The sequence below is a fragment of the Inhella sp. genome, from assembly GCF_027532025.1.
Taxonomy (GTDB): domain Bacteria; phylum Pseudomonadota; class Gammaproteobacteria; order Burkholderiales; family Burkholderiaceae_C; genus Inhella.
This window is the reverse complement of the sequence record NZ_JAPZSY010000120.1, coordinates 1-12,805: the sequence shown is the minus strand read 5'-3', so window position 1 is coordinate 12,805 and position 12,805 is coordinate 1. Positions and strand designations below refer to the sequence as shown.

13 protein-coding genes are annotated in these 12,805 nt (G+C 67.3%); 7 read left to right on the top strand and 6 right to left on the bottom strand.

What is annotated here, in order from left to right; genetic code table 11:
* The coding region (locus O9335_RS14495) for an NAD-dependent epimerase (protein ID WP_298389354.1) at positions 1-924 on the top strand (924 nt) is incomplete at its 5' end.
* Here the strand turns inward: O9335_RS14495 and rfbC are convergent.
* Genes rfbC through galE form a run of 6 tightly spaced genes read right to left on the bottom strand, consistent with a single transcriptional unit; the run spans position 914 to position 6,753 of the window.
* The gene (rfbC, locus tag O9335_RS14490; protein ID WP_298389352.1) at positions 914-1,468 is read right to left on the bottom strand and encodes a dTDP-4-dehydrorhamnose 3,5-epimerase; all 555 of its coding nucleotides are present in this window, start codon (positions 1,466-1,468) and stop codon (positions 914-916) included. The genes O9335_RS14495 and rfbC overlap by 11 nt on opposite strands.
* On the bottom strand, positions 1,465-2,331 hold the full coding sequence (rfbA, locus tag O9335_RS14485) for a glucose-1-phosphate thymidylyltransferase RfbA (RefSeq protein WP_298389350.1): 867 nt from the start codon (positions 2,329-2,331) through the stop codon (positions 1,465-1,467). The genes rfbC and rfbA overlap by 4 nt, the downstream gene beginning before the upstream one ends.
* Before the next feature lie 11 nt (positions 2,332-2,342).
* The gene (gene rfbD / locus O9335_RS14480; RefSeq protein ID WP_298389348.1) at positions 2,343-3,215 is read right to left on the bottom strand and encodes a dTDP-4-dehydrorhamnose reductase; all 873 of its coding nucleotides are present in this window, start codon (positions 3,213-3,215) and stop codon (positions 2,343-2,345) included.
* The gene (gene rfbB / locus O9335_RS14475) at positions 3,212-4,270 is read right to left on the bottom strand and encodes a dTDP-glucose 4,6-dehydratase (RefSeq protein WP_298389346.1); all 1,059 of its coding nucleotides are present in this window, start codon (positions 4,268-4,270) and stop codon (positions 3,212-3,214) included. Before rfbB ends, rfbD begins: the two co-directional genes overlap by 4 nt.
* 3 nt (positions 4,271-4,273) lie before the next feature.
* On the bottom strand, positions 4,274-5,713 hold the full coding sequence (locus tag O9335_RS14470; RefSeq protein ID WP_298389345.1) for a mannose-1-phosphate guanylyltransferase/mannose-6-phosphate isomerase: 1,440 nt from the start codon (positions 5,711-5,713) through the stop codon (positions 4,274-4,276).
* Positions 5,710-6,753 (bottom strand): UDP-glucose 4-epimerase GalE, encoded by a 1,044-nt coding sequence (gene galE / locus O9335_RS14465; protein WP_298389343.1) that lies wholly within the window; start codon positions 6,751-6,753, stop codon positions 5,710-5,712. Before galE ends, O9335_RS14470 begins: the two co-directional genes overlap by 4 nt.
* 61 nt (positions 6,754-6,814) lie before the next feature.
* Between galE and O9335_RS14460 the strand changes: the two genes are divergently transcribed.
* The 6 genes from O9335_RS14460 to aspS all read left to right on the top strand — a co-directional run.
* On the top strand, positions 6,815-7,309 hold the full coding sequence (locus tag O9335_RS14460; protein ID WP_298389341.1) for a hypothetical protein: 495 nt from the start codon (positions 6,815-6,817) through the stop codon (positions 7,307-7,309).
* 2 nt (positions 7,310-7,311) lie between these two features.
* A complete protein-coding gene (gene ubiB / locus O9335_RS14455; RefSeq protein WP_298389339.1) occupies positions 7,312-8,880 on the top strand; it encodes a ubiquinone biosynthesis regulatory protein kinase UbiB in 1,569 nt (522 codons plus the stop codon).
* Between the two features lie 99 nt (positions 8,881-8,979).
* The gene (locus O9335_RS14450; protein WP_298389337.1) at positions 8,980-10,443 is read left to right on the top strand and encodes a sodium:solute symporter family protein; all 1,464 of its coding nucleotides are present in this window, start codon (positions 8,980-8,982) and stop codon (positions 10,441-10,443) included.
* Between the two features lie 88 nt (positions 10,444-10,531).
* Entirely contained in the window at positions 10,532-10,828 is a 297-nt protein-coding gene (locus tag O9335_RS14445) for an FmdB family zinc ribbon protein (protein ID WP_298389335.1), read from the top strand.
* Between the two features lie 9 nt (positions 10,829-10,837).
* Positions 10,838-11,497, top strand: a complete 660-nt coding sequence (locus O9335_RS14440) for a DUF502 domain-containing protein (RefSeq protein ID WP_298389333.1) — start codon at positions 10,838-10,840, stop codon at positions 11,495-11,497.
* A gap of 93 nt (positions 11,498-11,590) precedes the next feature.
* A partial coding sequence (gene aspS / locus O9335_RS14435) for an aspartate--tRNA ligase (protein WP_298389331.1) occupies positions 11,591-12,805 on the top strand: 1,215 nt, incomplete at its 3' end.

Here is a 12,805-nt window from a genome sequence, read left to right as displayed (position 1 = left end):
GGGCTGGACAACCTCAACGACTACTACGACCCGCAACTCAAGCACGACCGCCTGGCGCGGCTGACGCCACACGCCGGCTTTCGCTTCGTGAAGCTGGACGTGGAGAACCGCGAGGGCATGGCCGCGCTGTTCGCCGCCGAGAAGTTCGACCGCGTGGTGCACCTGGCCGCCCAGGCCGGGGTGCGGTATTCGCTGACCAACCCGCACGCCTACATCGACGCCAACGTCCAGGGCTTCATGAACATCCTGGAGGGCTGCCGCCACCACGGCGTGCAGCACCTGGTCTACGCCAGCAGCAGCAGCGTGTACGGCGGCAACACGCTGATGCCGTTCAGCGAGCACCACAGCGTGGACCACCCGGTGAGCCTGTACGCCGCGACGAAAAAGGCCAACGAGCTGATGGCCCACACCTACAGCCACCTGTTCCGCCTGCCCACCACGGGCCTGCGCTTTTTCACGGTCTACGGTCCCTGGGGCCGCCCCGACATGGCCCTGTTCTTGTTCACCAAGGCCATCTTGGAGGGCAAGCCCATCAACGTGTTCAACCACGGCAAGATGGTGCGCGACTTCACCTACATCGACGACATCGCCGAAGGCGTGGTGCGCGTGCTGGACCGCCCGGCCGAGGTCGACCCGGCCTACGACCCGGTGCAGGCCGACCCGGCGCGCTCGAACGCGCCCTACCGCGTGTTCAACATCGGCAACCACAACCCCGTGACCTTGATGGAGTTCATCGAGGCCATCGAGGCGGCCACGGGCCGGGTGGCTGAGAAGAACTTCATGCCCCTGCAAGACGGCGACGTACCGGCCACGCACGCCGACGTCAGCGAACTGGAGGCCTGGACCAGCTTCAAGCCGGCGATGCCGGTGCCCCAGGGCATCGGCAACTTCGTCGCCTGGTACCGCGACTACTTCAAAGTCTGAATGGCGCGGTGTCCCTCAGCCAGGCGGCCGCGGCGTCCTTGGCCGCCAGCTGAGGCGCTTCGCCCAAATCGGGCCAGGCGATGCCGATGTCGGGGTCGTCCCAGCGCACGGCGCCTTCCGCCTCGGGGGCGTAGTAGTCGGTGGTCTTGTAGAGGAAGTCGGCGCTGTCGCTCAGCACCAGGAAGCCGTGGGCAAAGCCGGGCGGGATCCAAAGCTGGCGGTGGTTGTCGCCACTGAGCTCAAAGCCGACCCAGCGCCCGAAGCTGGCACTGCCGGCGCGCAGGTCCACGGCCACGTCGAACACGGCGCCTGCGGTGCAACGCACGAGCTTGCCTTGAGCATGGGGGGGGCGCTGGAAGTGCAGGCCGCGCAGCACGCCCTTGCGTGAACGGCTGTGGTTGTCTTGCACGAAGCGAAACTGGTGGCCGACGGCGGCGTTGAAGCGTTGCTCGTTCCAGCTTTCGGTGAAGAAGCCGCGTGCGTCGCCGAAGACCTTGGGCTCGAGCAGCAGGACGCCCTCGAGATCGGTGCGGATCACGTTCATTTGACGAGCCTTCGCAGGTACTGGCCGTACTGCGTCTTGGCCAGCGGGGCGGCCAACCTCAGCAGCTGCTCGGCGTCGATCCAGCCCTGCACGTAGGCGATCTCTTCGGGGCAGGCCACCTTCAGGCCTTGGCGTCGCTCCAGGGTGGCGATGAACTGCCCCGCGTCGAGCAGGCTGTCGTGCGTGCCGGTGTCCAGCCAGGCGTAGCCGCGGCCCATGGTCTCGACGTGCAACTGCCCTTGGGCCAGGTAAAGCGCGTTGAGGTCGGTGATCTCCAACTCGCCGCGTGGGCTGGGCTGGAGGTCGCGGGCCAAATCGCAGACCTGTTCGTCGTAGAAGTACAGGCCTGTGACGGCGAAGTTGCTCTTGGGCTGGCGCGGTTTTTCCTCGATGGAGATGGCGCGCTGCTGGCCGTCGAACTCGACCACGCCGTAGCGCTCCGGGTCGGTCACGTGGTAAGCGAAGACCGAGGCCCCTTCCGTGCGGGCATTGGCCTCGCGCAGCAAGGCCGGCAGGTCGTGGCCGTAGAAGATGTTGTCGCCCAGCACCAGGCTGCTGGGGGCGCCGCCAATGAAATCCCGCCCGATCTGGAAGGCCTGGGCCAGGCCGTCGGGGCTGGGTTGCACCGCGTACTGGATGTTCATGCCCCACTGATGGCCGTCGCCCAGCAGTTGGCTGAAGCGGGGCGTGTCTTGCGGCGTGCTGATGAGCAGCACGTCGCGCATGCCGCCCAGCATCAGGGTGCTGAGCGGGTAATAGACCATGGGCTTGTCGTACACCGGCAGCAACTGCTTGCTGACGGCCAAGGTGGCGGGGTGCAGCCGGGTGCCCGAGCCCCCGGCGAGGATGATGCCTCTGCGCATGGTGCGCTCCTTCAGTTGATTTCGGCCAGCAGGCGCTGCACGCCCATTTCCCACGCCGGCAAGCGCAGCCCGAAGGCCTGTTCGAAGCGGCGGCAATCGAGCCTGGAGTTCAGCGGGCGCTGGGCCGGTGTCGGGTAAGCGCTGGTGGGGATGCCGTCCACCGACTGGCAGGCCAGTGTGCGGCCCTGCGCGCGTGCCGTGTCGACGACGAAGCGGGCGTAATCGGCCCAGTTCGTGGCGCCGGCCGCGCACAGGTGGTAGGTGCCGCCCAAGTGGGGCTGCGCCAGCAGCGTGCGCAGCGCATGCGCCGTGGCGTCGGCCAGCAACTCGGCCCCGGTGGGGGCGCCCCATTGGTCGTTCACCACGCGCAGTTGTTCGCGCTCGGCGGCCAGGCGCAGCATGGTCTTGGCGAAGTTGCCGCCGCGCGCGGCGTAGACCCAGCTGGTGCGGAAGATCAAGTGGCGGCAGCCGCTGGCGCGGATGGCGTCTTCGCCCGCGAGTTTGGTGCGACCGTAAACGCTCAAGGGACCGGCAGGGGCGTCCTCGTCGCGCGGGGTGCTGCCGCTGCCGTCGAACACGTAGTCGGTGCTGTAGTGCAACAGAGGAGCGCCCAATGCACGCGCCACCTCGGCCAGGCGCGCCGGGGCTTCTGCATTGACGGTGTGGGCCAGCGCGGCCTCGCCCTCGGCCTTGTCGACCGCCGTGTAAGCGGCGGCATTGACGATGACCGCGGGCGCCAGGGTGCGCACGGCAGCGGCCAAGGCTTCAGGCTGCGACAGGTCGCCCGCCGTGCGGTCCCACGCGAGCACCTCGCCCAGTGGCGCCAGGGCGCGCTGCAGTTCCCAGCCGACCTGGCCATTGGCCCCCAAGACCAGCAGCTTCATGCTGGGTACTGGGTGGCCACCCAATCGCGGTAGGCGCCCGACTGCACGCGCTGCACCCAATCCGGGTGGTCGAGGACCCAGCGCACCGTCTTGCGGATGCCGGTCTCGAAGGTTTCGGCCGGCTTCCAGCCCAACTCGTGCTCCAGCTTGCGGGCGTCGATGGCGTAGCGCCGGTCGTGCCCGGGCCGGTCTTTCACGTAGGTGATCAGGCGGGCGTAGGGGCCCTCGGCGCTGGGCTGCATCTCGTCCAGCAGCGCGCACACGGTCTTGACGATGTCGATGTTGGCCTTTTCGTTCCAGCCGCCCACGTTGTAGGTCTCGCCCAAGCGCCCGGCCTCGAGCACGCGGCGGATGGCGGCGCAGTGGTCCTTGACGTACAGCCAGTCGCGGATCTGTTGCCCGTCGCCGTACACGGGCAGGGGCTTGCCCGCCAGCGCGTTGACGATCATCAGCGGGATCAGCTTCTCGGGGAAGTGGTAGGGCCCGTAGTTGTTGCTGCAGTTGGTGGTCAGCACCGGCAGGCCGTAGGTGTGGTGCCAAGCGCGCACGAGGTGGTCGCTGGCCGCCTTGCTGGCGCTGTAAGGGCTGTTGGGCTCGAAGGGGTGGGTCTCGGTGAAGGCCGGGGCGTCGGGGGCCAGGCTGCCGTAGACCTCGTCGGTGCTGACGTGCAAGAAGCGGAAGGCCGCTTTGGCCTCGTCCGCCAAGGCTTGCCAGTGCATGCGCGCCGCCTCCAGCAGGGTGAAGGTGCCTTGGATGTTGGTCCGGATGAAAGCACCTGGGCCGTGGATTGAGCGGTCGACGTGGCTTTCGGCCGCGAAATGGACGATGGCGCGCGGACGGTGCTCGGCCATCAGCCGGTCGACCAAGGCGCGGTCGGTGATGTCGCCGTGCACGAAGGTGTGGCGCGCATCGCCCGCCAGCGAGGCCAGGTTTTCGCGGTTGCCGGCGTAGGTCAGCGCGTCCAGGGTGAGCACGGGCTCGTCCGACTGCGCCAGCCAGTCCAGCACGAAGTTGCTGCCGATGAAACCGGCACCGCCGGTGACGAGGATCGTCATGCCTCAGGTCCTGCCGTAGGTGTCTTCAAAACGGACGATGTCGTCCTCGCCCAGGTAGCTGCCCGATTGCACTTCGATGAGTTCCAGCGGCAGCTTGCCCGGGTTGGCCAGGCGGTGCTTGACGCCCAGCGGGATGTAAGTGCTTTGGTTTTCGCTCAGCAGCAGCACTTGGTCGCCAACGGTGACCTCGGCCGTGCCGCTGACCACGATCCAGTGCTCGGCGCGGTGGTGGTGCATTTGCAGGCTCAGCGATGCGCCGGGCTTGACCAGGATGCGCTTGACCTGGAAGCGCTCTCCCGCGTCGATGCTGTCGTACCAGCCCCAGGGGCGGTGCACCTTGCGGTGCAGGCGGCCCTCGCCCCGGCCGTCTTCGGTCAGTTGCGCGACGATGTGTTTGACCTCCTGGCTGCGGCTGCGGTCGGCCACCAGCACGGCGTCGGCGGTCTCCACCACCATGACATCGCTCAGGCCCACCGCGGCGACCAGCCGATGCCCCGCCTGCACCAAGGTGTTGGCGCAACCCTGAAGCAAGGCATCGCCGCGCGCCACGTTGCCGTCAGCGTCGCGCTCACCGACCTGCCAAACGGCCTCCCAGGCGCCGAGGTCGTTCCAGCCGGCGTCCAGCGGCTCCATGCCCAATGCGAAGGCGCTGCCGGGGCAGGCCTCCATCACCGCGTAATCCACCGACTCGGAAGGCACGGCCGCAAAGGCGGCGGCGTCGGGGCGCACAAAAGCCCCGTCGCGCCGTGCGCCGTCGAAAGCCGCTTGGGTGGCGCTCAAGATGTCGGGCCGGAACTGACCCAGCGCCCGCAGCCAGGTGCTGGCGCGGAGTACGAAGAGGCCGGCATTCCAAAAAAAGCCACCTTGAGCGAGGTAGGACTGGGCGGTGGCCAAGTCGGGCTTTTCAACGAAGCGGGACACCTGCAGGGCATCGGCCGGGCCCTGGGCCTGGATGTAGCCGTAGCCGGTTTCTGGGCGATCGGGGGTGATGCCCAGCACCACGATGCCGCCCTGCGCCGCGCGCCGCACCGCCCGGTGCAGCGCCGCCGTGAACGCCCGGGGGTCGGTCACGGTTTGGTCGGCTGGGGTGACGACCAAGATCGGGTCGCCGCCGTGCGCCTGCGCTTGCAATGCGGCCAGGGTCAGCGCCGGCGCGGTGTTGCGTCCGCAAGGTTCGAGCACCACGTCGCTGCCCGTCACTGGCAATTCCCGCAGTTGGTCCAAGACCAGGAAACGGTGTTCTTCGTTCCCCACGACGATGGGCGCACGAACGTGCAGGGCGTCGTCGGCCAGCGAGGCCACCCGGGCGACGGCCTGCTGGAACAGGCTCTGGTTGCCGCTCAGAACCAAAAATTGCTTGGGGTAACCCGCGCGCGACAGGGGCCACAGGCGGGTGCCCGAGCCCCCCGCCATCACGACGGGTTGAACGCTGAGTGGGTTCATGGTGTGTCAGGCGTGGGGCTGTCGTAGCCCAGGGGGTTGAGGCGCTGCCAGCGCCAGGAGTCTTCGCACATGCGCGCCAGCCCATGGCGGGCCTGCCAGCCCAGCAGTTGGTGGGCGTGCGTGGGGTCGGCCCAGCAGGCGGCCACGTCGCCGGGGCGGCGGGGCACGGTGTCGAAGGGGATGGGGCGGCCACTGGCCGCTTCGTAGGCCCGCACCACGTCCAGCACGCTGTAGCCCTGGCCCGTGCCCAGGTTCACCGTGAAGGAGCCGGGCTGCTCCAGCAGGCGGCGCAGCGCGGCCACGTGGCCGTTGGCGAGGTCCACGACATGGATGTAATCGCGCACGCCAGTGCCGTCGTGGGTTGGGTAGTCGTTGCCGAAGACCTGCAAGCGCTCGCGCCGGCCCACGGCCACCTGGGCCACGTAAGGCATGAGGTTGTTCGGTGTGCCGCGAGGGTCTTCGCCGATCAGCCCGCTGGGGTGCGCGCCCACGGGGTTGAAGTAGCGCAAGCAGGCGGTTTGCCAGGCGGGGTCGGCCACGCCCAAGTCCCGCAAGATTTGTTCGCCCACCAACTTGGTGGCGCCATAAGGGTTGGTGCTGGTGGTGGGCGCGTCTTCGCGCAAGGGCAGCACGCCGGGGTCCCCGTACACCGTGGCGCTGGAGCTGAAGACCAGGCGGTGGCAACCCTGGCTGCGCAGCGCCTCACAGACGCTGATGAGGCTCATCAGGTTGTTGCGGTAATAGTCCAGCGGCTTCTGCGTGGATTCGCCCACGGCCTTGTAGGCCGCAAAGTGCACGGCTGCCTGCACCGGCTCCCGTCGCAGCAAATCCTGCAAAGCGTCGGTTTGGGTGACGTCCAGGACTTCCAGGCGTGGGGCGTGGCCCAGGAGTGGCGCCAAGCGGTCGAGCACCTTGGGCGAGCTGTTGGCGAAGTTGTCCACGCCCAGCACGTCGAAGCCGGCCTCGGCCAAGGCCAGCCAGGTGTGGGTCGCGATGTAGCCGGCAGCGCCGGTGAGCAAGATGCGGGGTCGGTCGGTCACACGACGGATGGTAGTGGAGGGGTTCAGGGGGGCCAGCGACCCGCTCCCTAGAATCCACCGCATGATCGATTGGTCCGACGTCCTCGCCCCCGCGCTTCAAGATCGCTTGGTGCTGCTGCTCAACCACGTGATCGGGCGCGAGCCGGCCGCCATGGCCCGCTTGCTGCCTTTTCAGCAGGCGACGCTGGTGGTGACGGTTCAAGGGGCGCCTGCTTGGGCGCCCCCCCTGCCGGATCTCGCCCTGCGCATCACGCCCGCGGGCTTGCTGGAGCGGGTGGTCGAGCCCGTGAGCGAGGCGCAGCTTCGCGTGGCCATCGATGCCAGCAATCCGCTGGCCAGTGCGCTGGCCGTTTTCAAGGGCGAACGCCCGGGCGTTTCCATCAGCGGCGATGCCGCGCTGGCCGGCGCCGTGAATTGGCTGTTCGAAAACCTGCGGCCCGACCCCGCGGACGAGGTGGCCCGGCTGATGGGTCCGGCGCCGGCTCAGTTCTTGGCCCAGGCTGCGCAGGCCATCCAGGCGGCGCTCGCGGGGCTGCTGGGCCGGGCTGGGCGCTGAGCGTGCGCAACTTCCTTCGCGCCTGGGTCATCGCGTGGACCGTTCTGCGTTTCGGGCTGGATGACCTGGCCCTCTCGGGCTTTCAGCAGCATCGCCGTGCCCGTTGGCTGCGCCGGCTGATCGGACTGGGGCGCCGGTGGGATCAGCCCCGCGGCGTGAGGCTGCGCCTGGCCCTGGAGCGCCTGGGCCCCATCTTCGTGAAGTTCGGGCAGGTGCTGAGCACCCGGCGTGACCTCGTGCCGCCCGACATCGCCGAGGAGCTGGCGAAGCTACAGGACCGTGTGCCGCCGTTTTCGGCCGCGCTGAGCCGGCAGTTGATCGAAGCGGCGTTGGCCCGCCCGATCGACCAGGTGTTCGCTCGCTTCGATCCCGAGCCGGTGGCCAGTGCCTCCATCGCCCAAGTGCATTTCGCGCAATTGCCGGACGGACGCGAGGTGGCCGTCAAGGTGCTGCGTCCCGGCATGCTGGCCGTCATCGACGACGATCTGGCGCTGCTGCGCTGGTTGGCCGTCTGGGTGGAGCGCTTGAGTGCCGATGGCCGGCGCTTGAAACCCCGCGAGGTGGTGGCCGAGTTCGACATGCACCTGCACGACGAACTCGACCTGGTGCGAGAGGCGGCCAACGCCGCCCAGTTGCGGCGCAACATGGCGGGCTTGGATCTGGTGCTGGTGCCCGAGATGGTGTGGGAATGGTGCACCCCCCAGGTGCTGGTGATGGAGCGCATGCACGGCACGCCCATCAGCCAGATCGACGCCCTGCGTGCGGCTGGCGTGGACATCAAGAAGCTGGCCCGCGACGGCGTCACCATCTTCTTCACCCAGGTGTTTCGCGATGGCTTCTTCCACGCCGACATGCACCCCGGGAACATCCAGGTCAGCCTGGCGCCGCAGACCTTTCAGCGCTACATCGCGCTGGACTTCGGGATCATCGGCACCCTGTCCGAAGTGGACAAGGAGTACCTGGCGCAAAACTTCATCGCCTTCTTCCGCCGCGACTACAAGCGCGTGGCCGAGTTGCACGTCGAAAGCGGTTGGGTGCCCCGCGAGACCCGCATCGACGCCCTGGAGGGCGCCATCCGGGCCGTGTGCGAGCCCCACTTCGACCGGCCTTTGAAGGACATTTCGCTCGGCCAAGTGCTGATGCGTCTGTTCCAAACCTCGCGCCGCTTCAATGTCGAGATCCAACCCCAGTTGGTGCTCTTGCAGAAGACCCTGCTGAACGTGGAGGGCCTGGGGCGGCAACTCGACCCCGACCTGGACCTGTGGAGCACCGCCAAGCCCTTCCTGGAGCGCTGGATGGACGAGCAGGTCGGCGCGCGCGCCTTTGCGCGGGCGCTTCAGAGAGAAGCCCCGCGCCTGGCCCCGCTGTTGCCCGAATTGCCCCGGCTGATTCACGATGCCCTCAAAGCCCAAGCCCAGGGTCACAGCGGCGATGCCCAACTGGCCGCCTTGGTGCATGAACTGAGGCGGACCAACCGCTTGATGGCGTTCCTGCTGTGGGCTTTGGCGGGCTTTGTCGCTGGTGCGGGCGGTGCTTGGCTGCTGATGCGCCTGCTGGGCGTCGGTCTTTAGGCCGCAACGGTCGCCACGCCGCCATAATGTCGCGCGCTTGAAATCCGGGCTTTGCCGCGGGGCTGCCCGTTTGTCCATCCAACCCACATCGGCCGGGCCATGAACACCACCCTGATCGTCTTCGTCGTGCTCTACCTGCTGGGCACCCTCGCCATCGGCGTATGGGCCGGCAGCCGGGTCAAGAACACGGCCGACTTCGCCATCGCGGGCCGCAGCCTGCCGCTGGTGATGGTGGTGACGACCACGTTCGCGACGTGGTTCGGGGCCGAAACGGTGATGGGCATCCCGGCCAAGTTCGTGCAGGGGGGGCTGAATGCCATCGTCGAAGACCCCTTCGGCGCTGGCATGTGCTTGATTTTGGTGGGCCTGTTCTTTGCGGCCAAGCTGTACCAGAAGAACCTGCTCACCATCGGCGACTTCTACCGCCAGCGCTACGGCAAGGGCGTGGAAATCTTCTGCTCACTGGCCATCATCCTCAGCTACCTGGGATGGGTGGCGGCTCAGATCACGGCGCTGGGCCTGGTCTTCAGCGTACTGACCAACGGCGACATGAGCCCGGCCACGGGCATGGTCATCGGCACCTTGGCCGTGCTGATCTATGTGGTGATCGGCGGCTTCTTGGCGGTGGCCTGGACGGACTTCATCCAGATGATCGTCCTCGTTGTCGGTTTGCTTGCCATCGCCTTCTTTGCGGCCGACCTGGCGGGTGGCGCCGGCGTGGTGCTGAACCATGCCGCCCAGGCTGATTTGTGGCGCTTCTTCCCGGCGCCCAGCTTCCACGAGATCGTGTTCTTCATCGCGGCCGCCATCACCATGATGCTCGGCTCGATTCCGCAGCAGGACGTGTTCCAGCGCGTCATGTCCGCCAAGGACGCCCAAACCGCTCAGAAGGGCGCTGTCATTGGGGGCAGTGCCTACATCTTGTTCGCCTTCGTGCCCATGTTCATCGTGCTGGCCGCGGTCGTGGTGATGGGCAACACGGCCATGGAGCTGGCGCAGAACGACTACCAGCGCGTGCTGCCCGCCTTCATCATGGGCCACATGCCCTTGATCATGCAGATCTTGTTCTTCGGCGCCCTGCTGTCGGCCATCAAGAGCACCTCGTCGGCCACGCTGCTGGCGCCGTCGACCAGCTTCGTGGAGAACATCCTCAAGCAGATTCGGCCCAGCATGAGCGACAAGCAACAACTGCTGGCCATGCGCGTCACGCTCGTGGTGTTTGCCGCCGCCGTGCTGATCTACGCCATCGCCATGCAGGGCACCCCGATTTACGAGCTGGTCAGTGGGGCCTACCAAGTCACGCTCGTCGGCGCCTTCGTGCCTCTGGTGATGGGGCTCTACTGGCAGAGGGCCACCACGCAGGGGGCGATCTTTTCGATCTTCGCGGGGATCTTCACCTGGGTGCTGTTCTTCCCGCAGGTCACGACCTGGGGTGAAGCCTTCCCGGGGCAATTGGCCGGCCTGATCGCGGCCTTCGTCGGCATGCTGGTGGGGTCGTTGGCGCCGCAGTTGCTGGCCAACCGCCACGACCACGTCAGCCATCACTTGAAGCCGCACCCCTGAACCCCATTTGCGGGGGCGCCGGTCGGCGCTCCAGCGGGGGGTGCCGGGCGTGCTTCGTAGAATCGCCCGCTTTTCGCCTGGAACGACCATGCCCATCTACGCCTACCGCTGCAGCGCCTGTGGCCACGCCAAGGACGTGCTGCAGAAGCTGTCCGACGCGCCGCTGAGCACCTGCCCCGCGTGCGGCGCCGAGTCTTTCAGCAAACAACTCACCGCCGCTGGCTTCCAGCTCAAGGGGTCCGGCTGGTATGCCACCGACTTCAAGGGCGGCGGCGCGGCGGCGCCTGCCCCGGCTGCGGACGCTGCCGCTCCAGCCACAGCCCCTTCGCCGGCTCCAGCGGCCGCGGGTTGCGGCAGCAGCTGCGCCGGTTCCGGCTGTCACTGAAGGCTCTGCATGTCCCTGCTTCGCAAGTACCTGATCGCCGGCCTCTTGGTTTGGCTGCCGCTGGCGATCACCGTCTGGGTGCTTTTGTGGGTGCTGGGGCTGATGGATGGCATCTTCGGCAGCCTGGTGGGGGCGGCGGCTTCGGTCGTGCCGCCGGCTTTGGCTGAGGCCCTGGGGGCCTTGCGCCGGGTGCCGGGCATGGGCGTGCTCATCTTGGTGTTGGTCCTGCTGGCCACGGGCGTGTTCGCCGCCAACATCGTGGGGCAGTGGTGGTTGCGGCAATGGGACCGGGTTCTGCACCAGGTGCCCATCGTCAAGAGCATTTACAGCTCGGTGAAGCAGGTGTCGGACACCTTGTTCTCCAGCAAGGGCAATGCCTTCCGGGAGGCGGTGTTGGTGGAGTACCCCCGAGCCGGGGCGTGGACCATCGCCTTCGTCACCGGCACGCCTGCGCCGCAGGTGGCGCCGCTGTTGGGGCAGGGGGATGAGCACGTCTCCATTTACGTGCCCACCACGCCCAACCCCACCTCGGGCTTCTTTCTGATGGTGCCGCGCGCGCAGTTGCGGCCGCTGAACATGAGCGTGGATGCAGCGCTCAAGCACATCATTTCCATGGGCGTCGTGGCGCCGGTCGTCCCGGGCGGCAATCCGCCCAATCCGATCGGTTGAGCCCGCCGGCGTCGGGCTCAACCGAAGCCATCGCCAACCCCACCCCCTGAACGATTGAGCAATGCCGGCCATGAGCTGGCCCTGGAGTTTGAAATGCGTACGAGTTATTGCGGCGATGTGAGCGAGGCCCTGCTGGGCCAGGACGTGACCCTGATGGGCTGGGCCCACCGCCGGCGCGACCACGGTGGCGTGATCTTCATCGACCTGCGCGACCGCCAAGGCCTGGTGCAGATCGTCTGCGACCCCGATCGCGCCGAGATGTTCAAGACGGCCGAGGGCGTGCGCAACGAGTTCTGCCTGCAGGTCAAAGGCAAGGTGCGCGCCCGCCCGGCGGGGACCGAGAACGCCAACCTGGTCAGCGGCAAGATCGAGGTGCTGTGCCACGAGCTGACGGTGCTGAACCCCAGCGTCACGCCCCCCTTCCAGCTCGACGACGAGAACCTGAGCGAGACCACGCGCCTCACGCACCGCGTGCTGGACCTGCGCCGCCCCGCCATGCAGAAGAACCTCATGCTGCGCTACCGCGTGGCCATGGAGGTGCGCAAGTTCCTGGACGAACACGGCTTCATCGACGTGGAAACGCCGATGCTGACCAAGAGCACGCCCGAGGGCGCGCGCGACTACCTGGTGCCCAGCCGCGTGCACGACGGCCAGTTCTTCGCGCTGCCGCAGTCGCCCCAGCTCTTTAAGCAGCTCTTGATGGTGGCCGGTTTCGACCGCTACTACCAAATCACCAAGTGCTTCCGCGACGAGGACCTGCGCGCCGACCGCCAGCCCGAGTTCACCCAGATCGACATCGAGACCTCGTTCCTGACGGAAGAGGAAATTCGCTCGATGTTCGAAGGGATGATCCGCCACGTGTTCCGCAAGGCCATGAACGTCGAACTGGGTGACTACCCGGTGATGAAGTACGCCGACGCGATGTTCCGCTTCGGCTCGGACAAGCCCGACCTGCGCGTGAAGCTCGAGTTCACCGAGCTGACCGAGGTGATGAGGGACGTCGACTTCAAGGTCTTCAGCGGCCCAGCTACCACCCCCGGTGGCCGCGTGGTGGCGTTGCGCGTGCCCGGTGGCGGCGAGATGAGCCGTGGCGAGATCGACGCCTACACCGAGTTCGTCAAGATCTACGGCGCCAAGGGATTGGCCTGGGTGAAGGTCAACGAGGTGGCCAAGGGCCGCGACGGCCTGCAGTCGCCCATCGTCAAAAACCTGAACGACGCGGCGATCGCCGAGATCCTGAAGCGCACCGGCGCCCAGGATGGCGACATCCTGTTCTTCGGCGCTGACAAAGCCAAGGTGGTCAACGAC

Coding starts and splice junctions, on each gene's coding strand:
- rfbC (WP_298389352.1), bottom strand. CDS start 1,468: ATGAACGTGATCCGCACCGATCTCGAGGGCGTCCTGCTGCTCGAGCCC.
- rfbA (WP_298389350.1), bottom strand. CDS start 2,331: ATGCGCAGAGGCATCATCCTCGCCGGGGGCTCGGGCACCCGGCTGCAC.
- rfbD (WP_298389348.1), bottom strand. CDS start 3,215: ATGAAGCTGCTGGTCTTGGGGGCCAATGGCCAGGTCGGCTGGGAACTG.
- rfbB (WP_298389346.1), bottom strand. CDS start 4,270: ATGACGATCCTCGTCACCGGCGGTGCCGGTTTCATCGGCAGCAACTTC.
- O9335_RS14470 (WP_298389345.1), bottom strand. CDS start 5,713: ATGAACCCACTCAGCGTTCAACCCGTCGTGATGGCGGGGGGCTCGGGC.
- O9335_RS14460 (WP_298389341.1), top strand. CDS start 6,815: ATGATCGATTGGTCCGACGTCCTCGCCCCCGCGCTTCAAGATCGCTTG.
- O9335_RS14450 (WP_298389337.1), top strand. CDS start 8,980: ATGAACACCACCCTGATCGTCTTCGTCGTGCTCTACCTGCTGGGCACC.
- O9335_RS14445 (WP_298389335.1), top strand. CDS start 10,532: ATGCCCATCTACGCCTACCGCTGCAGCGCCTGTGGCCACGCCAAGGAC.
- O9335_RS14440 (WP_298389333.1), top strand. CDS start 10,838: ATGTCCCTGCTTCGCAAGTACCTGATCGCCGGCCTCTTGGTTTGGCTG.